General features: G+C 61.2%; 16 protein-coding genes. 9 read left to right on the forward strand and 7 right to left on the reverse strand.

The window, feature by feature from the left end:
- Nucleotides 1-139: 139 nt before the first annotated feature.
- Together VH564_RS14685 and VH564_RS14690 are read left to right on the forward strand one after the other, a co-directional pair.
- Nucleotides 140-2,041 (forward strand): potassium transporter Kup, encoded by a 1,902-nt coding sequence (locus VH564_RS14685; protein ID WP_423340592.1) that lies wholly within the window; start codon nucleotides 140-142, stop codon nucleotides 2,039-2,041.
- 127 nt (nucleotides 2,042-2,168) lie between these two features.
- On the forward strand, nucleotides 2,169-4,295 hold the full coding sequence (locus VH564_RS14690; protein WP_423340593.1) for a mechanosensitive ion channel family protein: 2,127 nt from the start codon (nucleotides 2,169-2,171) through the stop codon (nucleotides 4,293-4,295).
- Nucleotides 4,296-4,395: 100 nt separating this feature from the next.
- Here the strand turns inward: VH564_RS14690 and VH564_RS14695 are convergent, their stop codons facing one another.
- The 4 genes from VH564_RS14695 to VH564_RS14710 all read right to left on the reverse strand — a co-directional run bounded on the left by VH564_RS14695 (nucleotide 4,396) and on the right by VH564_RS14710 (nucleotide 8,656).
- Complete coding sequence (locus VH564_RS14695; RefSeq protein ID WP_423340594.1) at nucleotides 4,396-5,169, reverse strand: amino acid ABC transporter ATP-binding protein; 774 nt, start codon at nucleotides 5,167-5,169, stop codon at nucleotides 4,396-4,398.
- A gap of 17 nt (nucleotides 5,170-5,186) precedes the next feature.
- Nucleotides 5,187-6,341, reverse strand: coding sequence for an amino acid ABC transporter permease (locus VH564_RS14700; protein WP_423340595.1), 1,155 nt, complete (start codon nucleotides 6,339-6,341; stop codon nucleotides 5,187-5,189).
- A gap of 1 nt (nucleotide 6,342) precedes the next feature.
- Nucleotides 6,343-7,533 carry an amino acid ABC transporter permease gene (locus VH564_RS14705; protein ID WP_423340596.1) on the reverse strand — a complete coding sequence of 397 codons (1,191 nt, stop codon included), beginning with the start codon at nucleotides 7,531-7,533 and terminating at the stop codon, nucleotides 6,343-6,345.
- Between the two features lie 94 nt (nucleotides 7,534-7,627).
- Nucleotides 7,628-8,656, reverse strand: a complete 1,029-nt coding sequence (locus VH564_RS14710; RefSeq protein WP_423340597.1) for an amino acid ABC transporter substrate-binding protein — start codon at nucleotides 8,654-8,656, stop codon at nucleotides 7,628-7,630.
- 362 nt (nucleotides 8,657-9,018) lie between these two features.
- Between VH564_RS14710 and VH564_RS14715 the strand changes: the two genes are divergently transcribed.
- The gene (locus tag VH564_RS14715; protein ID WP_423340598.1) at nucleotides 9,019-10,209 is read left to right on the forward strand and encodes a cystathionine beta-lyase; all 1,191 of its coding nucleotides are present in this window, start codon (nucleotides 9,019-9,021) and stop codon (nucleotides 10,207-10,209) included.
- 14 nt (nucleotides 10,210-10,223) lie between these two features.
- Here the strand turns inward: VH564_RS14715 and VH564_RS14720 are convergent, their stop codons facing one another.
- Both VH564_RS14720 and VH564_RS14725 read right to left on the reverse strand, forming a co-directional pair.
- Entirely contained in the window at nucleotides 10,224-11,387 is a 1,164-nt protein-coding gene (locus VH564_RS14720) for an FAD-dependent monooxygenase (protein ID WP_423340599.1), read from the reverse strand.
- A gap of 22 nt (nucleotides 11,388-11,409) precedes the next feature.
- Entirely contained in the window at nucleotides 11,410-11,655 is a 246-nt protein-coding gene (locus VH564_RS14725; protein WP_423340600.1) for a zinc-finger domain-containing protein, read from the reverse strand.
- 158 nt (nucleotides 11,656-11,813) lie between these two features.
- Between VH564_RS14725 and VH564_RS14730 the strand changes: the two genes are divergently transcribed.
- The 6 genes from VH564_RS14730 to clpA all read left to right on the forward strand — a co-directional run bounded on the left by VH564_RS14730 (nucleotide 11,814) and on the right by clpA (nucleotide 17,635).
- Entirely contained in the window at nucleotides 11,814-12,629 is an 816-nt protein-coding gene (locus VH564_RS14730; RefSeq protein ID WP_423340601.1) for an alpha/beta fold hydrolase, read from the forward strand.
- Nucleotides 12,630-12,743: 114 nt separating this feature from the next.
- Nucleotides 12,744-13,568, forward strand: a complete 825-nt coding sequence (gene cysE, locus VH564_RS14735) for a serine O-acetyltransferase (RefSeq protein ID WP_423340602.1) — start codon at nucleotides 12,744-12,746, stop codon at nucleotides 13,566-13,568.
- Nucleotides 13,569-13,685: 117 nt separating this feature from the next.
- Nucleotides 13,686-13,889 (forward strand): DUF3126 family protein, encoded by a 204-nt coding sequence (locus VH564_RS14740; protein WP_423340603.1) that lies wholly within the window; start codon nucleotides 13,686-13,688, stop codon nucleotides 13,887-13,889.
- Between the two features lie 251 nt (nucleotides 13,890-14,140).
- The gene (locus VH564_RS14745) at nucleotides 14,141-14,491 is read left to right on the forward strand and encodes a phasin family protein (protein WP_423340604.1); all 351 of its coding nucleotides are present in this window, start codon (nucleotides 14,141-14,143) and stop codon (nucleotides 14,489-14,491) included.
- Between the two features lie 261 nt (nucleotides 14,492-14,752).
- Nucleotides 14,753-15,106 (forward strand): ATP-dependent Clp protease adapter ClpS, encoded by a 354-nt coding sequence (clpS, locus tag VH564_RS14750; protein WP_423340826.1) that lies wholly within the window; start codon nucleotides 14,753-14,755, stop codon nucleotides 15,104-15,106.
- 9 nt (nucleotides 15,107-15,115) lie between these two features.
- Nucleotides 15,116-17,635 (forward strand): ATP-dependent Clp protease ATP-binding subunit ClpA, encoded by a 2,520-nt coding sequence (gene clpA / locus VH564_RS14755; RefSeq protein WP_423340605.1) that lies wholly within the window; start codon nucleotides 15,116-15,118, stop codon nucleotides 17,633-17,635.
- Nucleotides 17,636-18,266: 631 nt separating this feature from the next.
- Here clpA and VH564_RS14760 read toward each other — a convergent pair.
- On the reverse strand, nucleotides 18,267-19,076 hold the full coding sequence (locus VH564_RS14760) for an endonuclease/exonuclease/phosphatase family protein (RefSeq protein ID WP_423340606.1): 810 nt from the start codon (nucleotides 19,074-19,076) through the stop codon (nucleotides 18,267-18,269).
- Nucleotides 19,077-19,098 lie beyond the last annotated feature (22 nt).

A 19,098-nucleotide genomic window follows, 5' to 3' on the forward strand; every position in this document is an offset into this window, starting at 1 on the left:
AATTCGCGGCGTAATGCTAGTGTGGGCAAGCGGTGAGAATCGCTTTGACTAAAACATCGGTTGTCTTTGGCACTTTTGCTCGCCATATGCGTTGCCTAGCACCAAGATCGAAGAATAAGGCTCTGAAGCCGGAGATACGATGACAGCCGTCCCGCGTGACACTACGGCGCCGACCAAGGGCTTGCCGCGTCTCCTTTTTCCGATGATTGGCTCCATCGGTGTTGTCTACGGCGACATCGGAACAAGTCCGCTCTACGCCTTCCGCGAGGCTTTGCGGCCCTTCGTCGACGATGGCGTGACGCGAGGTGAGATTCTCGGCCTGGTCTCGCTGATGCTTTGGACGCTGACCGTCATCGTGACCTTGAAATATGTTCTTTTCTTGCTGCGCGCCGACAATGACGGCGAGGGCGGCACCTTGTCGCTTCTGGCCCTGCTTGCCAAGAAATCCAGCCATCACCGCAACTGGCTCCTGTTCGCCGCCCTCATCGGTACCGCCTTGTTCATCGGCGACGCCATGATAACGCCGGCGCTGTCGGTGCTGTCTGCCGTCGAAGGCCTGAAGCTGGTGACGCCGGTCTTTTCGGCCTATGTCGTGCCGATCGCCGTGGTCATCATGATCATGCTGTTTGCCATCCAGTCGCGCGGCACGGCCACCGTCTCGCGCTTCTTTGGCCCCATCACGCTGCTGTGGTTCCTGGTGATCGCGCTCGGCGGGCTCACGCACATCATCCACTCGCCTTCCATCCTGGGCGCGCTGAACCCGATCCATGCGATCCGCTTCCTGGCTCACGCCGGCACCGTCGGCCTGGTCGTGCTCGGAGCCGTCTTCCTGACGGTCACGGGCGCCGAGGCGCTTTATGCCGATCTCGGTCACTTCGGCCGCAGGCCGATCCAGGCGGCGTGGTTCTTCGTCGTGTTTCCGTCGCTGGCGTTGAACTATCTCGGGCAGGGCGCCCTGGTGCTCCACGATCGGGCCATGGCCGCCAACCCGTTCTTCCTGATGTTTCCGGACTGGGCCTTGCTGCCGGTCGTGATCCTGGCGACCTGCGCCACCATCATCGCCAGCCAGGCGGTGATAACAGGCGCCTTCTCGCTGGCGCGCCAGGCGATCAATCTCGGTCTTCTGCCGCGGCTGGAGGTTTGTTTCACGTCCGAGACCAATACCGGGCAGATCTATCTGCCGACCGTCAATGCCATCCTGCTGATCGGCGTGCTCGGCTTGATCTTCCTGTTCAGAAGCTCCGATTCGCTGGCCACGGCCTACGGTATCTCCGTGACCGGCGCGATGGTCGTCACCACCATCCTCTCGATCCAGTTCGTCCGCCTCTTTTGGGGCTGGTCGCTGGCAACGGCGCTGGCGGTCCTACTGCCGCTTCTGGCGCTGGAGGGTATCTTCCTGGCCGCCAATCTGCTGAAGATCACCGAGGGCGGCTATATTCCGGTGATGATCGCCACCGCCCTGATCATTATGATGTGGACATGGCGGAAGGGCACCGGTCTTTTGAAACTCAAGGCGGCGCGCAACGACGTGCCGCTCGCCCAGTTCATCTCGTCGATCGAACGCAAGAGCACGCATGCGCCGGTTTCCGTGCCGGGCACCGCCGTCTTTCTGACCAGCTTTCCCGATCTGACGCCGAACGTCCTCCTGCACAACCTCAAGCACAATCACGCGCTGCACAATCAGAATATCATTCTCACCGTAAAGACGGTGCCGCGGCCGATGGTGCCGGAAGGCGAGCGCTACATTATCGAATCGCTGTCCAAGCGCTTCATGAAGATGGAACTGCGCTTCGGCTTCATGGAGACGCAGAATGTCTCGAAGGCGCTCAGCCTCTGCCGCAAAGACGGGTTCAAGTTCGACATCATGACCACCTCCTTCTACATCGGCCGTCGCAAGCTGGTCGGCAGCCCGACTTCGGGCATGCCGTTGTGGCAGGACCGTCTCTTCATCCGCATGGCGGGACTGGCGATCGATCCATCGGATCATTTTCACCTGCCCAACAATCGGGTGGTCGAGATCGGCGAGCAGGTCATCATCTGAGCCTGGCGATAGACTGCCAAAGGCTTCATCTGCTCGCAAAATGAGACTTCTTTTGCCGCCGGATCGGTGACATGTTTGCAATGCCAGACATTGCGCGGGGCGCATGTCTCTCGGGGGAGTGCCGGCTATGCAGTTTCGTACGATCGTGTCCATCGGGCTGAAAATCGGCCTCTTCAGCCTTCTGGTGCTGCTGTCAGGCGGACTGGCGCAGGCGCAGCAGCCAGCAAGCGAGACCGGCGCGCAGCAGAAGGTCGACCAGCTGATCAAGCTTTTGAACGACCCCGAGGTTCGAAGCCTGCTCGGCAGCCGGTCTGCCGCACCGACCGCCATGATGCCAAACATGTCCGCCTCGGGCCTGACGACCGTGTTGAACAGTGTCCAGGGGCATTTGCGGGCGGTCGCTGAAGCGGTTCCGCTTCTACCGGGAGAGTTTTCTCGCGCAACCACTACCATCATGACGAACATCGACAACCGCAGTCCTCTGCACATCCTGATGCTTTTCCTGCTGCTCGTTGCCATCGGTCTCTGCGCTGAATTCGGTTTCAGCCATATCGTCCGCCACATTCATGCGCGCCGCCTGGCGTCCATGCACGATGTCGGCCTGCCGAGCAGCGGTTTCCATGCTGCCGGACGGCTCTTGTTTGCGCGTCTGGCGCCATTGGTGACGTTCGGGATCGCAAGCGTTGGGTTGTTCCTCCTGTTGAGCTGGCCGCCGCTGCTCGACGAGTTGATCGTTCCGACGCTGCTTGGCCTGATCGCCGGGCGTGTCGTCATTCGTCTGGGCGAGGTGCTGTTGGTGCCAAACACCAGAGGCGCCGGACCAGCCGCTGTCCGCCTTATCCCCATGGACGACGCGGCCGCGCGGTTCTGGTATTCGCGCATCGTCGTCGTGACGACGGTATTCTTCCTCGGCTGGGCGGCCGAAGGCATCATGAGCGCCTTGAATTTCGTATCGCCGGTCAAATTCGTAGTTGGTTATGCCATCGGCATAGGGCTCCTGGCTGCCGCCATCGAGATTGTCTGGCACCTGCCGCGGCCGGCCGAGCATCACGCTCGCCATGGTATCTTCGACTGGTTGACGACTTTTTGGCTCTGCGTGCTCTGGGTCCTGTGGGTGGCCGGGCTCGATCTGCTGATGCTGCTTGGCGCCTATGTGATCCTGTTGCCGGCAGCCCTCAGCACCGCCACGACGGTGATCCGCACCGCCTTCCTTCCGAGCGATACGGCCGTTCCCACTGAGAGTCCCGTTTATCAGGTCTTGGTCGAGCGTGGAGTCAGGGCAGGGATCATCGCCATTGCCGTGCTGTGGCTGGCGTTGATCGTCGGGCTGCAGGCGACCTCGATGAGCGAGAATGCCCAACTCGCCGCCATCGTCCGTGGCGTTCTCACCGGTATCGTCATCTTGCTGGCAGCCGATATCGTCTGGCAGATCGCCAAGGCATTGATCAGCCACCGGCTGGCCGTGGCACGGGCGGCAGAGGGCAACGCCGCCGATGTCGCGCGCAGTGGCCGCTTGCTGACGCTGCTGCCGATCTTCCGCAACTTCCTCGCCGTTCTCATCGGCGCCATCGCTGTGATGATGGTGCTGTCGGCCTTTGGCGTCGAGGTTGGACCGTTGATCGCCGGCGCCGGCATTTTCGGCGTCGCCATCGGTTTCGGTGCCCAGGCGCTGGTCAAGGATATCATCAGCGGCATCTTCTACATGACCGACGATGCCTTCCGCGTCGGCGAATATATCCAGAGCGGCAGCTACAAGGGAACGGTGGAATCCTTCAGCCTTCGCTCCGTTCGGCTGCGCCACCATCGCGGACCGATCTTCACCGTGCCTTTCGGAACGCTCGGGGCGGTCGAGAACATGTCGCGAGACTGGGTCATCGACAAGTTCCTGATCTCGGTGAGCTACCAGACGGACGTGGCCCTGGTGAAGAAGCTGGTGAAGGGGATCGGCGCGCAACTGCTCGAAGATCCGGAACTGGGGCCGACGATCATCGAGACGGTGAAGATGAAGGGTGTCGAGCAGTTCGGCGACTACGGCATCAACCTGAGCTTCGCGATGACCACCAAGCCAGGACAGCAATCGATGGTGCGCCGCCGCGCATTGGTGATGATCCGTGAAGCCTTCGCCGCCAACGGTATCGAATTCGCATCGCCGACCGTTCAGGTCGCCAAGGACGAGCGGCCCGTGCAGACGATCGCGGCGCTGGTGGCCAACAATGCCATTGCCGAGAAGAGGCTGGCCGGCGAGGCTTCATAGCCGCGCGGCAGACGCTTGCCCTGCCACGCGCTCTGGATGGCGCCCAACAAAAAACCGGCCTGGAGGAGGCCGGTTCTCCATCATGCAGCTGGTAGATCGCTCAGTGCAGGATCTGGCTGAGGAACAGCTTGGTGCGCTCATGCTGCGGGTTGTCGAAGAATTCGGCTGGCGAGTTCTGCTCGACGATCTGGCCCTGGTCCATGAAGATCACGCGGTTGGCGACCTGGCGGGCGAAACCCATTTCGTGGGTGACGCAGAGCATCGTCATGCCTTCCTCGGCAAGACCGACCATGGTGTCGAGCACTTCCTTGATCATTTCCGGATCGAGTGCCGAGGTCGGCTCGTCGAACAGCATGATCTTCGGGTTCATGCACAGCGAGCGGGCAATCGCCACGCGCTGCTGCTGGCCGCCCGACAGCTGGCCCGGATACTTGTGGGCCTGATCCGGGATCTTGACGCGGGTGAGGAAGTGCATGGCGACTTCCTCGGCCTGCTTCTTCGGCATCTTGCGCACCCAGATGGGCGCCAGCGTGCAGTTTTCGAGGATCGTCAGGTGCGGGAACAGGTTGAAGTGCTGGAACACCATGCCCACTTCGCGGCGCACTTCGTCGATCTTCTTCAGGTCGTTGGTGAGCTCGACGCCATCGACGAGGATGTTGCCCTTCTGGTGTTCTTCCAGCCGGTTGATGCAGCGGATCATCGTCGACTTGCCGGAGCCCGACGGGCCGGCGATGACGATGCGTTCGCCGCGCATGACCTTCAGGTTGATGTCGCGCAGCACGTGGAAATCGCCGTACCACTTGTTCATGTTGATGATCTCGACCGCGACGTCGGTGGTCGAGACTTCCAGTTTCTTCGATAGGGCGTCAGCCATGATCTATTCCCTCGTTCTTATCTTTTGTGGCCAGTGTCTAGGTGGCGTTCCATGAAGTACGAATAACGCGACATGCCGAAGCAGAACAGCCAGAAAACGAAGCCGGCGAAGATCAGCCCGGTCAGCGGCGTCACCGGCGTCAGCCAGCGGGAATCCCCGAAGCTGGCTTTGACGATGCCGAGAAGGTCGTACATGTTGATGATCGACACCAGCGAGGTATCCTTGAACATGCCGATGAAGGTGTTGACGATGCCCGGGATGACCAGTTTGATCGCCTGCGGCATGACGACGAAGTTCATCTTCTGGAAGTAGTTCAGCCCGAGGGAATCGGCGCCCTCATACTGTCCCTTCGGTATGGCCTGCAGGCCACCGCGAATGACTTCCGCCATATAGGCAGAGGCGAAGATCGACACGCCGACCAGCGCCCGCAGGAACTTGTCGATGTTGGTGCCGGGCGACAGGAACAGCGGCAAGAGCACGCTCGCCATGAACAGCACGGTGATCAGCGGCACGCCGCGCACCAGCTCGATGAAGCCGATGCAGGCGGCCCTGAGGATCGGCATGTTCGACCGCCGTCCGAGCGCAAGCACGATCCCGAACGGCAACGACACGACAATGCCGACGAAGGACAGGATCAATGTCACCATCAGCCCGCCCCAGCTCGATGTCTCCACGTGGCTGAGGCCGAACCAGCCGCCGAGCAGCAGCACGAAGGCGAGGATCGGCAGGGCAACGAGAAGCAGCAGCGCGTTCAGGCCCTTGCGCGGCGCCGACGGTATCAGGAAGGGAATGAGCAGCGCCACGAACAGGACGGCGATCAGGATCGGCCGCCACAGCTGGTCGCGCGGGTAGGAGCCGACCATGAATGCCGTGAACCAGTCTCCGACATAGGCCCAGCAGGCGCCGCTCCAGCCATCCGGCTGTCTGCCGCCCTGGCTGATCGTTGCGCAGGCGGTGCGGTCCTGACCGACCCAGACCGCCTGGATAAACAGGAAATCGATGACGGAGACCAGGAACCAGACGACGACCACCGCCACGACGACGGTGAGGATGGCGTCCTTCGGGGTGGCGAAGAGGTTATGTTTCGCCCAGCCGCGCACGGTCTTGTCGCTGAGCGGGGCTTCTTCGGCGGCGATGAGGTCCTTGCGGACGAAAGCGATTTGACCTGCCATCTTAACGCTCCACCAATGCCATGCGGGCATTGAACCAGTTCATGAAAAACGACGTGGCAAGGCTGATCGACACATAGATCGCCATCCAGATTCCGATGATCTCGATCGAGTGGCCCGACTGATTGAGGATCGTCCCGCCAACCGCCACCAGGTCCGCATAGCCGATGGCGACTGCGAGCGAGGAGTTCTTGGTCAGGTTCAGATATTGCGACGTCAGCGGTGGAATGATGATGCGAAGCGCCTGTGGCAGCACGACGAGGCGCGTGGTCAGGCCGGGGCGGATCCCGAGCGCGTGGGCGGCTTCCGATTGCCCCCTCGCCACGCCGCGGATACCGGAGCGGACGATTTCGGCGATGAAGGCTGCCGTATAGAAGGAAAGGGCCAGATAGAGCGACAGGAATTCCGGGCCAACGACCGTTCCGCCGTTCATGTTGAATTTGCCCAGTACCGGGATGTCGAAGGTAACCGGGAAGCCGGCGATTGCCAGCGCAACCAGCGGAAGACCGATCACCAGCGCGAGGTTGATGAGGAGAACAGGCGGACGCTTGCCTGTCGCCAGCTGCTTCTTGTTGGCCCAGCGGGTGTACAGCAACGCGCCGACCACACCCAACGCGAAGGCAACGGGCACGATCCAGAATGCCGCCCCGAAGATCGGCGACGGCATGTAGACGCCGCGGTTGCTTACATAAATTGAAAGCGGCAGGGACAGCGCTTTCTTGACGTCAGGCAGCAGCGACAGGACGCCCTTGTACCAGAAGAAAATCACCAGCAGCGGCGGAATGTTGCGAAAGATCTCGACATAGACCGTTGAGATCTTGGCGATCAGCCAGTTGTGCGACAGCCGGCCCATGCCGACCAGCAAGCCGATGATCGTGGCAGTGATGATGCCGAAGACGGCGACGATCAGGGTGTTGATCAGGCCAAGGGTGAGGGCGCGCAGATAGGTGGAATCGCTGGAATATTGAATGGGGGTCTGGGCGATATCGAAGCCGGCACGTCCGTTCAGGAACGTGAAACTCGCGGTCATGTTGGCCTTGGCGAGGTTCTGTGCGGCATTGGTGCTGGCGTACCAGACGAGCCAGACGATGAAGATCGCAGCCAGCGCCTGGTAGATGAACTGGCGAAGCTGTGGATTGTAAAGCAAAGAACGCCACGAACGATCGCCGGTCCCCTTTGCGGCTGCAACGGCCATATATTTTCCCCTGTTCACGCTCGCCCTTTTCGGGCTTTATTATTTGACTGCGGGAAGACGCACGTCGTCTCCCCGCAATTTTACCGACCGCGGATTAGCGGATCGGCGGTGCGTACTGCAGGCCGCCCTTGTTCCACAGAGCGTTCAGGCCGCGCTTGATCTTCAGCGGGCTGCCTTCGCCGACGTTGCGATCGAACGCTTCGCCGTAATTGCCGACCTGCTTGATGATGTTGTAGGCCCACTTCTCGTTGAGGCCGAGATCCTTGCCGATCGTCTCGTCCTTTTCTTCGCCGAGGAAGCGCTTGATGTCTGGATTTTCAGACTTCACCATCTCGTCGACATTCGCCGAAGTGATGCCGAAATCTTCGGCATTGACCATGGCGTAATGGGCGAAGGAGACGACGTCGAACCACTTGCTGTCGTTCTGGCGAACGGCAGGGCCAAGCGGCTCCTTGGAGATGATCTCCGGCAGGACGACGTTGTCGTCCGGATTGGCAAGCGACAGGCGGATCGAATAGAGGCCCGACTGGTCGGTGGTGTAGACGTCGCAACGACCCGAAGAATAGGCGGCGTCGACTTCTTCCTGCTTTTCGAACACGACTGGCTTGTATTCCAGCTTGTTGGCCTTGAAGTAGTCGGCAAGGTTGAGTTCGGTCGTCGTCCCGGACTGCACGCAGACGGCAGCGCCCGACAATTCCAGCGCCGACTTTACGCCGATGCTCTTGTGGACCATGAAGCCCTGGCCGTCATAGTAGTTGATGGCGCGGAAGTCGAAACCGAGCTGGCTGTCGCGGCTGGCGCTCCAGGTGGTGTTACGGGCGAGAACATCGATTTCACCCGACTGCAGAGCCGGGAAACGGTCCTTGGCCGACAGCGGCGTGTACTTCACCTTCGTGCTGTCGCCGAACACGGCGGCTGCAACTGCCCTGCAGAGATCGACGTCAAGACCCGCCCATTTGCCGGAGGAGTCCTGCGCACCGAAGCCAGCTAGATTCGAGCCGTTGACGCCGCACTGAACGAAACCCTTGGCCTTGACATCGTCGAGCGTGCCGGCGTGCGAGTAGGAGGCGCCAAGGACGAAGATCGCCGCGCCAACTACACCTGTCAGAATCCTGTTGTTCATTTTTCCCTACCTTTGTTCTCTTGTTATCTTTTGAACAGCTGCACGTTCAACGGGCCTGCCTGTGGACGAGGTTGATTTGTCGCCGACGTGAGAATTGCTATCACAATCACAAATGCGGTCATGGTCAAGCCTAAGGCTGGATAAACATCGGCTTAGCCAAGAGTTTTCCAATTTCTGCCCATGCGGCGTGCGTTTGCCCGGGAAATGGGCTGATTGATGCCTTTTTTATGGCCTGTGCCGCGCAGGGGTCGCAATGGAAGGTTGTGCTGCGCGAGCGCGAGCAGCCCGCCGCCCAGGCTTGACCGAAAGGCTTCCGGCAGCCACAAGTCTGGTTTTGCAACTTGCCTGAGGCAGCTTTCGATATGACCGAGAAAAAGACGTTCTTGCAGGATGCCGGCATTAACACCCGCCTGTCGCATGCCGGCCCGAAGCCGGCGGATTATCATGGATTCGTCAATCCGCCTGTTGTCCATGCCTCCACGGTGCTGTTTCCGAATGCCCGCGCCATGGAAACGCGCGAACAGAAATACACTTATGGCACGCGCGGCACGCCGACCACGGATGCGCTCTGCGAGGCGATCGACGAGCTCGAAGGCTCTGCCGGCACGATCCTGGTGCCTTCGGGCCTTGCCGCCATCTCCGTTCCGTTCCTGGCCTTCCTGTCATCCGGCGATCACGCGCTGATCGTCGATTCCGTCTACACGCCGACGCGCCTCTTCTGCGAGACAATGCTGAAGCGGATGGGCATCTCCATCGACTATTACGATCCGATGATCGGCAGCGGCATCGAGCAGCTGATCAAGCCCAATACGAAGCTGGTCCACACCGAAGCGCCGGGGTCCAACACATTCGAGATGCAGGATATCGGCGCCATTTCGACGGTCGCGCACCGCCATGGCTGCGTCGTGACCATGGACAACACCTGGGCGACGCCGCTGTTCTTCAAGCCGCTCGACCATGGCGTCGACATCTCCATCCATGCCGCCACGAAATATCCGGCCGGCCACTCGGATATCCTGATGGGAACGGTCTCGGCCAATGCCGCCCATTGGCAGCAACTGCATGATACCAGGATCCAGATGGGGATCTGCGGCCAGGCCGACGATTCCTACCAGGTGCTACGCGGTCTGCGGACCATGGGCATCCGCCTCGAGCGCCATCAGCAGAGCGCCCTTGCGCTGGCCGAGTGGCTGGAGGGCCGCGAGGAGGTGGCGCGCGTGCTGCACCCGGCCTTGCCGAGCTTCCCGGGGCACGATCTCTGGAAGCGCGATTTCACTGGTTCGAGCGGCATTTTCTCGATCGTCCTTGCCGCAGAATCACCAGACAGGTTCCGCGCCAAGGCTCATGCCTTCCTCGACGCCTTGTCGATCTTCGGGCTCGGCTATTCCTGGGGTGGCTTCGAAAGCCTGGCGGTCCACGTCAATCTCAGCGACCGCCGCATCTGCAAGGCACCGACGGAGGGCCCCGTGCTGCGCCTTCAGATCGGCCTGGAGGATGTCGCCGATATCAAGGCGGACATCGAAAGAGGTTTCGCGGCCGCCAGCGCCGTCTGATCGGCCGCTGCGCGTCAGCCGATGGCGCGGTAGCCGTATATCCAATCGAGGTCCGCCGCCAGGCTTTGCGGCGGACGCAGGGATAAGACGATATCGCGGGCCAATCTGACCGGCCCCCTCGCATGATAGGCGAATCGGTTGAAGGCGGCGCGCTGCCGCAGATGAGCGATACGCGGCGCCCGGCGCGTTTCGAATGCCTCGAGCGCTTCGGCGCGCGCGCGCGTAGCGACCGCGCCGGCAAGTTCGAAGGCATCCTCGATCGCCATGGCGGCGCCTTGCGCGGCAAACGGCATCATCGCATGCGCAGCATCACCGATCAGCACCGTGTCGCGGCCATTGTGCCATCGACCGTTGCCAACCTCATGCAGCGGCCAGACCGTCGGGTTTGCCTCCCTCTCCAGCATCGAGGTCAGCACGCCGTGCCATCGGGCGAAATGCCGCTTCAGCAGGCTGCGCTGCTCGCTGCTGGCGGCCTGGCTCCAGTCGTGCCCGACCCCGCCGCCGGCGCAGATCGCCACGATGTTGAAGGCCGCCGCCTCCTTCAGAGGGTAACAGACGAGATGCGCCGAGGGACCGAGAAAGGCGGTGACGCTGCTGCGATCGAGGACCGCAGGCGCATCCGCTTCCGGAACGACGAAACGAAAGGCAATGTTGCCGGAAAACCGGGGCGCACCGCTGCCCGGCACGGCATTGCGCACCTTCGACCAGACCCCGTCGGCGCCGACGACGAGATCCGGCTCCCGTCCAGCAGCCATGGCGATGGCCTGAGGCCCCACCCCGTCGAACCGTGCGCCAAAGTGCAGCCGGCAGAGCGGTTCGGCTTCGACCGCCCGCAGCAGGACGCCCTGCAGGGTGGCGCGGTGCAGAGTGCCATAGGGCGCTCCCCAGCGCGAGCGGGCAAAGGCACCGCTCGGAACCGATGCGATCTCGCGCAGCGACAGGCCGGAGGCAAGCCGAATGACCTTCGGCTCCAGCCAGGTTGCTTCAAGTGCGTCGAGGAGGCCGAGGCCTTGCAGGATGCGGGAGGCGTTCGGCGATACCTGCAGGCCGGCGCCGACTTCCGTCAGCGTCTTTGCCTGCTCGAAAATGTCAGAAGCAATGCCGCGTCTTGCAAAGGACAGGGCTGCCGTCAGCCCGGCGATGCCGGCACCGATGATCGCGACCTGTTTTACGGGCATCGACGCGCCCGGGGACGGCAGATCACGCGGCCTTGAACTGGAAGAGGCATCCGGTCGGGTTGGTCTGCTCGGCCTTCAGCGAAGGGTTGTAGCGGTAGAGCGTCGAGCAGTAGGAGCAGACTTTCTCGTTGTCGTCGCCCATGTCGATGAAGATATGCGGATGATCGAAGGGGGAGGAGGCGCCGGTGCACATGAATTCCTTGACGCCGATCTCGATCGCGCGATGCCCGCCGTCGTTCTGGAAATGCGGAATGTTGTGGCCGGCCATGCGGATCTCCGAATGCTTCTGAAAGTTGGGTGACCTTATAATCCTTCACCCGGATTGTGTAGTGCGAAATGGGCGACGCCGTTACAGTTTTTCTCGGTCACAGGGTTCACCGCGCGGCATCGATAATTTAGGAAGGGCCTCGACACGGGAACGACACCATGAACCTCAATGCGCCTGCCTTTTCGACATTCACCCATGACGGGCTGCAACTGGCCTATTTTGACGAGGGCGACCGCGACGCGCCGCCGGTGCTGCTGATCCACGGATTTGCCTCGACCGCTAGCGTCAACTGGGTCTATCCGGGCTGGTTGAAAACCCTGGGCGAAGCCGGATACCGTGTCATTGCCATCGACAACCGGGGGCATGGGGCGAGCGACAAGCCGCACGATGCGCAGGCCTATCGGCCATGGGTGATGGCCGAGGATGCCGTGGCGCTGCTCGATCATCTCGGCATCGATCTGGCACATGTCATGGGCTATTCGATGGGCGCACGGATATCAAGCTTCCTGGCGCTTGCCCATCCGCAAAGGGTGCGCTCGTTGGTTCTCGGCGGTCTCGGCATCGGCATGACCGACGGCGTCGGCGACTGGGATCCGATTGCCGATGCGCTGCTGGCTCCGTCTCTGGAGACGGTCGAGCATGCCAGGGGCCGGATGTTCCGCAGCTTCGCCGATCAGACGAAGAGCGACCGGGTCGCGCTCGCTGCCTGCATCAGCGGCTCTCGCGATCTGATCAGCCGCAGCGACATGGCGACGATCGCGGTACCGACCCTGGTCGGTGTCGGTACCAAGGACGACATCGCCGGCTCGCCGCAGGAACTGGCGGCCTTGATGCCGAACGCCGAAGCCCTGGATATTCCGGGCCGCGATCACATGCTTGCAGTCGGCGACCGGGTCTTCAAGGCGGCGGTCCTCGATTTTTACAGGCGCGTTTCGCTGACCGACGGCGGGCCTGTTCCAAAGGGTCTTTCCTAGCGCTGTCGGCAGCGCCAGCAAAACCATCCCAAAGATTGAGACCATCCCACCCATTTATATTGCGCGTGGTTTGCTCTATATAATCTTCTTCCAATGGAAAAGAGGACGCTGACCATGGTCGCGACATCGGACATCCGCCATATCGACAGCGTCAAGACTGTCGATCCGATCTGGGACAGCATGCGCGAAGAAGCGCGCGCCGCTGCCGACCGTGACCCGGTCCTGGCTGCTTTCCTCTACTCGACGATCATCAACCATCGCTCGCTCGAAGAGTGCGTGATCTACCGGATCTGCGAGCGTCTCGATCATCCCGACATTCAGGCGATCCTGCTGCGCCAGACCTTCGACGAGATGCTGAACGACTGGCCCGAATGGGGTGCGACCCTCAGGGTCGACATCCAGGCCTTCTACGATCGCGACCCGGCCTGCCTGCGCTTTATGGAGCCGGTGCTCTACTTCAAGGGGTTCCAGGCGATCCAGACGCATAGGGTGGCTCACTGGGCCCTCAACCGCGGTCGCCGCGACTTCGCGCTCTATCTGCAGAGCCGCGCCTCCAGCGTGTTCCAGACAGACATCAATCCGGCCGCGCGGGTGGGCAAGGGCATCTTCCTCGATCATGCCACCGGCCTTGTCGTCGGCGAAACCGCTGTGATCGGCGACAACGTCTCGATCCTGCATGGCGTCACCCTCGGCGGCACCGGCAAGGAAGGCAGCGACCGCCATCCGAAGATCGGCAATGGCGTCCTGATCGGGGCCGGCGCCAAGATCCTTGGAAACATCCATATCGGCCAGTGCTCGCGCATTGCCGCAGGCTCCGTCGTGCTCAAGGAAGTGCCGCCCAACACCACAGTTGCCGGCGTGCCTGCCAAGGTTGTCGGAACTGCCGGCTGCTCCGAGCCGTCGCGCATCATGGATCAGATCGTCGGCGCTGGAATTTAACCCATCCGGGCATCCATTGCCTCGGCGGGAAGGCGGCTGCATGGCCGCCTTCGTCTTTACATCGCCGCTTTTCCCATGCAACAACCCGCCCCCGAATAACGCTTACGGAGATCAATCGTGAAGCCTGACGAAATCAAGAAGCTCGACGCCTATTTCAAACGCAGCCTGAACCCGCAGATGACCGTCAAGGCCCGTCCGCGCAAGGACGACTCGGCCGAAGTCTACCTCGGCGAAGAATTTCTCGGCCTCGTCTATGTCGATGACGAGGACGGCGACCGCTCCTACAATTTCTCGATGGCCATTCTCGAAGTCGATCTCTAGCTCTTCCTGCAGCCGGCCGCATCGGCGGCTGGTTGCCGCCGGTCGCTGGCCACGAACGCCGGAGATCCGCAGGGCCCAGCTGCGCCCTTCAATATATGTGAGCAGGACCGCACTGATGTCGATACGTGCATTTTTGTCGCATGGGCCGCATGAAATATACAACTGAAGGTGATTGTGCAGCGCACAATTTCCTTGACTATTTTTGCGCGGCACCTAGATTTTCCCCTTGAAACTCAGGGATGGAGGATCCGATGCTGAATTCAAAAGACCACGATAATCATGGCGCAGACGTCATCGATATCGCGTTGAAGAACTATCTTGAAGCGGCCAAGGGTGTGCAGGCGATTGCCACCGAGGCGGCTGGCTACTCGAAGAAGTCGATCGACGACGCGGTCTCCCATGTCGGCACCCTGTCCGGCGCCAAAAGCTTCGAGGCCGCTCTCGAGCTACAGAGCAACTTCGCCAAATCCTACTACGAGAACTTTGTCGCGGAAGCCACGAAGATAGGGGAAATGTACACCGAGTTCGCCCTGTCGCTCTACAAGCCGGACAAGCCGAGGGCAGACGGCGGCGTCAGGGATTCCGTGTCCGAGGCCGCTTGATCTTCGAGGTGACGAGGACCACATAGAGCTTTGCATGAGACCGGCTGCGCCTCGCACGCCGGTCTCATGCGTTTCTGTCGCCGTTCTCCGGGCTTTCTCTCGACTTTTTTCGACGAGGCAAGCTTCAGACACGAATTGTGATTGCAGTGTTGAGCGGGGGGCTTAAAATCCCGGCGATATGAACTAAGTTAGGGTTTCGGATATTCGGCCGCTGCTTTGGAAACGAACCGATGGACCGAATGCTTTGAGGAATGAATGACGATGATCGCCAAGCCGATCCGGATGCAAAAGGAAGGCGAAGGGAGCGGGGGCAACGGTAATCGCGAAACCTCGGTCATTACGCGCACGAAAGCCAAGACGAAGAAGCCTAACCTCTACCGCGTTTTGATTTTGAACGATGACTACACACCAATGGAATTCGTGATCCACATCCTGGAGCGTTTCTTCCAGAAGGACCGCGAGGGAGCCACCCGTATTATGTTGCTCGTTCATAATCACGGCGTGGGCGAATGTGGAATATTTACATATGAAGTAGCCGAGACCAAGGTGAGCCAAGTGATGGACTTCGCAAGGCAACACCAGCATCCGCTGCAATGTGTTATGGAAAAGAAGTGAGGATCTGACGTGCCAACATTTTCGCCTAGTCTGGAGAAGGCACTGCATCAGGCACTGACATACGCGAACGAGCGGCATCACGAATATGCCACACTCGAACATCTGCTGTTGGCGTTGGTTGACGACGCAGATGCAGCGGCTGTCATGGGCGCCTGCAATGTCGATCTCGATTCGCTTCGCAAGACGCTGATCGAATATGTCGACAATGAACTTTCGAACCTGATCACCGGGTATGACGAGGATAGCAAGCCGACATCCGGCTTCCAGCGCGTCATCCAGCGGGCGGTCATCCATGTGCAATCGTCCGGCCGCGAGGAAGTGACGGGCGCCAACGTGCTCGTCGCCATCTTTGCCGAGCGCGAGAGCCATGCCGCCTATTTCCTGCAGGAGCAGGAAATGACCCGCTACGACGCGGTCAACTACATCTCGCACGGCATCGGCAAGCGCCCCGGCTCCTCGCAGGTCCGGTCGCCACGCGGCGTCGAGGATGGCGAACCCGAAAGCAAGCCGACCTCCCGCGGCGAGCAGGAGGAAGGTGGGTCCAAGAAGGCGCAGGATGCGCTGAAGGCCTATTGCGTCAACCTCAACGAGAAGGCCAAGACCGGCAAGATCGATCCGCTGATCGGCCGTCACTCCGAGGTCAACCGGACCATCCAGGTCCTGTGCCGCCGCTCGAAGAACAACCCGCTCTATGTCGGTGACCCAGGCGTCGGCAAGACGGCGATCGCCGAAGGCCTCGCCAAGCGCATCGTCGAAGGCAAGGTGCCGGAAGCGCTGCAGGACGCGACGATCTTCTCGCTCGACATGGGCACGCTGCTGGCCGGCACCCGTTATCGTGGTGACTTCGAGGAACGCCTGAAGCAGGTCGTCAAGGAACTCGAGGAATATCCGGGCTCCGTTCTGTTCATCGACGAAATCCACACCGTCATCGGTGCCGGTGCGACGTCGGGCGGCGCGATGGATGCATCGAACCTCCTGAAGCCGGCTCTGTCTTCCGGTGCGATCCGCTGCATCGGCTCGACGACCTACAAGGAATACCGTCAGTTCTTCGAGAAGGACCGGGCACTCGTACGCCGCTTCCAGAAGATCGACGTGGTCGAACCGTCGATCGAGGATGCCATCGAGATCATGAAGGGCCTGAAGCCCTATTTCGAAGAGTATCACCACCTTCGTTATTCCAACGAGGCGATCAAGTCCGCTGTCGAACTCTCGGCCCGCTACCTCTCTGACCGCAAGCTGCCGGACAAGGCGATCGACGTGATTGACGAGACCGGGGCTGCCCAGATGCTGCTGCCGCCGTCTAAGCGTCGCAAGTTGATCACCGAGAAGGAAATCGAAGCGACGATCGCAACGATGGCCCGTATCCCGCCGAAGTCGGTCTCGAAGGACGACGAGCTCGTGCTCGCCAACCTGGAAAAGGACCTCCGCTCGGTTGTCTACGGCCAGGATCCTGCCATCGAAGCCCTGTCGACAGCGATCAAGCTCGCCCGTGCGGGCCTGCGCGAACCGGACAAGCCAATCGGCTCCTACGTCTTCTCGGGCCCGACGGGCGTCGGCAAGACGGAAGTCGCCAAGCAGCTTGCCTCGTCGCTCGGCGTCGAACTGCTGCGCTTCGACATGTCGGAATACATGGAACGCCACACGGTCTCGCGACTGCTCGGCGCACCTCCCGGCTATGTCGGCTTCGACCAGGGCGGCCTGCTCACCGATGGTGTCGACCAGCATCCGCATTGCGTCGTGCTGCTCGATGAAATCGAAAAAGCCCATCCGGACATCTTCAACATTCTGTTGCAGGTGATGGACCACGGCTCGCTGACGGACCACAATGGCAAGAAGATCGACTTCCGCAACGTCATCCTGATCATGACGACCAATGCGGGCGCATCGGAAATGGCCAAGGCCGCGATCGGCTTCGGCTCGGCCAAGCGGACGGGCGAAGACGAGGAAGCCCTCAACAGGCTTTTCACGCCGGAGTTTCGCAACCGCCTCGACGCGATCATTCCCTTCGCGGCGCTGCCGAACAAGGTCATCTACAAGGTGGTGCAGAAGTTCATCATGCAGCTGGAAGCTCAGCTGTCTGAGCGCAACATCACCTTCGACCTGCATGACGATGCGACCAACTGGCTGGCTGAAAACGGCTACGATGAAAAGATGGGTGCCCGTCCGCTCGGACGCGTCATCCAGGAAAACATCAAGAAGCCGCTGGCCAACGAGATCCTCTTCGGCAAGCTGAAGAAGGGCGGTATCGTCAACGTCACGGTCGGTCCGAAGGAAGACGGCAAGCCGGGCATCCTGCTCGAATGCATCGCCGAGACGGCGCGCATCAAGCCGAAGCCGGAAGCCGAAGTTGTCGATCCGACGATCGAGGTGGACGACGGCGACGTGGTGATTGCCGAGAACGTCGAGAACTCGGACATCACCAGCGGCCCGAAGCCAACGCCCAAGAAGGTCAAGGCCACGGTGGGCGGCGACGAAGAGGCAAAACCGGCCCGAAAGAACTCGGTGCCAAAGGTGCCGCGCAAGAAGTAAACGACGAAATGCCGGGCCAAAAGCCCGGCATTTTTTTCGAATGTCCCACCGCGTTCAGCGCTTTGGCGCATCCTGCCAATGCCTTGATATTCAGTGGCAAGGCACCAAAAAGGGCCTTCTGAGGCCGGAGCCTTAGACACGCCAAAGGCCTCTGGTGGACCGATATTTCCTTGACCATCGACGTCATTTTCCCGACGGCTGAAAATTCTTCTTTCCATCAGCCAGGAATAGGAATATATTCCATAGGTCCCACAGCGGCTGTCAGGCGTGGCAGTTTCGGTGGGGCCGGTTTGGGGGTGGGGCAAGACGCAGGCCTCGTTTCCGACCGCAGATACCGTCTCCTCCGGGGGGGACAGCGGCGAATGGGCCGTGATGAACCCCTTGTGCATGCACGCCCCCGTCAGCGGTCGAATGGGATCGCTGACGGGGGCGGAAGGACTGCTCTACCGGATACTAACCGGGTAGCAGGCGCTGAGAGGTGTCACCTATAGACTATCAAACCCTATGCGAGACAGCTTTCAGCGTCCGTTCCGGTTTCCTGCGCGATCCCACCGATGGTTTCATCGCGTAACTGTTTTGCCGTTTTCCCATCATCCAGCGCACTGCCGGTGGCACTCACGACCTCCCGAGGCTACGCCATGTCCAGCAGCAACGCCCGGTGGTCGGAGACCTCGGGCTGTTCGACCACCTCGAAGCGGCGAACATCGACCTCCGGGGACACCAGCAGGTAGTCTGCGAAGCGGCCACTCTTTGGATAGTAGGAGGTTCGGGTGTCGCTGTGGCCACGCGTGGTCACGAGGTCGGTGAGGCCGAGGCGGCCCAGTGTCTCGAGGGTGCGGCTGTCCGGCAAAATGTTGAAATCGCCGCAGGCGACCACCCGCTCGCCGGGGTACCAGACCTGCTCGATCAGGCTGGCAAAGGCTGCAGCCTGAGCGTCGCGGGCCGGCGTGTCGACTTTTCCCGCGGGATCCCGAAGGCCGTGCATCTGGGCGATGGTCACCGTGAAAGCGTCGGCATAGCTGAAAAGGCGCAGGCAGTGAGCGTTACGGGAGCGCGGATGCGAACCCCAGCCGTTCGGCGAGAAGCTGCCGTGGACGAAGCCGGTGGCCTGGCCGATGACTGCCATGGATCGCCGCACGAAAGTAGCGAGCCCGAATTCGGCGGAGACGCGCAGATCACCGTCGAACAGGGTGCCCTGTGCGGTCGGATGGAAGACCGCATCGTGGCCGGGAAGGGCGGTGCGGACCTCGTCGTAGAGATGAGCGCGTTGCGGCAATTCGACGTCCCGGTCGCGATAGACCAGCCAACCCGGTGAGCCCTCCGGTGCCCGCACGACCTCTTGCAGACAGAGCACGTCGGGATCGGCGCCGCTGAGATAGGCGATGAGCTCCGGATGCAGGCGACCGCCCCAGGCGTTCAAAGACAGCACGCGGATCACCATGCGCTTCTCCGCCGACGTCGCG

This window comes from Rhizobium sp. HT1-10, assembly GCF_049472505.1.
Lineage (GTDB): Bacteria > Pseudomonadota > Alphaproteobacteria > Rhizobiales > Rhizobiaceae > Rhizobium.

Coding starts and splice junctions, on each gene's coding strand:
- VH564_RS14685 (WP_423340592.1), top strand. CDS start 140: ATGACAGCCGTCCCGCGTGACACTACGGCGCCGACCAAGGGCTTGCCG.
- VH564_RS14690 (WP_423340593.1), top strand. CDS start 2,169: ATGCAGTTTCGTACGATCGTGTCCATCGGGCTGAAAATCGGCCTCTTC.
- VH564_RS14695 (WP_423340594.1), bottom strand. CDS start 5,169: ATGGCTGACGCCCTATCGAAGAAACTGGAAGTCTCGACCACCGACGTC.
- VH564_RS14700 (WP_423340595.1), bottom strand. CDS start 6,341: ATGGCAGGTCAAATCGCTTTCGTCCGCAAGGACCTCATCGCCGCCGAA.
- VH564_RS14705 (WP_423340596.1), bottom strand. CDS start 7,533: ATGGCCGTTGCAGCCGCAAAGGGGACCGGCGATCGTTCGTGGCGTTCT.
- VH564_RS14710 (WP_423340597.1), bottom strand. CDS start 8,656: ATGAACAACAGGATTCTGACAGGTGTAGTTGGCGCGGCGATCTTCGTC.
- VH564_RS14715 (WP_423340598.1), top strand. CDS start 9,019: ATGACCGAGAAAAAGACGTTCTTGCAGGATGCCGGCATTAACACCCGC.
- VH564_RS14720 (WP_423340599.1), bottom strand. CDS start 11,387: ATGCCCGTAAAACAGGTCGCGATCATCGGTGCCGGCATCGCCGGGCTG.
- VH564_RS14725 (WP_423340600.1), bottom strand. CDS start 11,655: ATGGCCGGCCACAACATTCCGCATTTCCAGAACGACGGCGGGCATCGC.
- VH564_RS14730 (WP_423340601.1), top strand. CDS start 11,814: ATGAACCTCAATGCGCCTGCCTTTTCGACATTCACCCATGACGGGCTG.
- cysE (WP_423340602.1), top strand. CDS start 12,744: ATGGTCGCGACATCGGACATCCGCCATATCGACAGCGTCAAGACTGTC.
- VH564_RS14745 (WP_423340604.1), top strand. CDS start 14,141: ATGCTGAATTCAAAAGACCACGATAATCATGGCGCAGACGTCATCGAT.
- clpS (WP_423340826.1), top strand. CDS start 14,753: ATGATCGCCAAGCCGATCCGGATGCAAAAGGAAGGCGAAGGGAGCGGG.
- VH564_RS14760 (WP_423340606.1), bottom strand. CDS start 19,076: ATGGTGATCCGCGTGCTGTCTTTGAACGCCTGGGGCGGTCGCCTGCAT.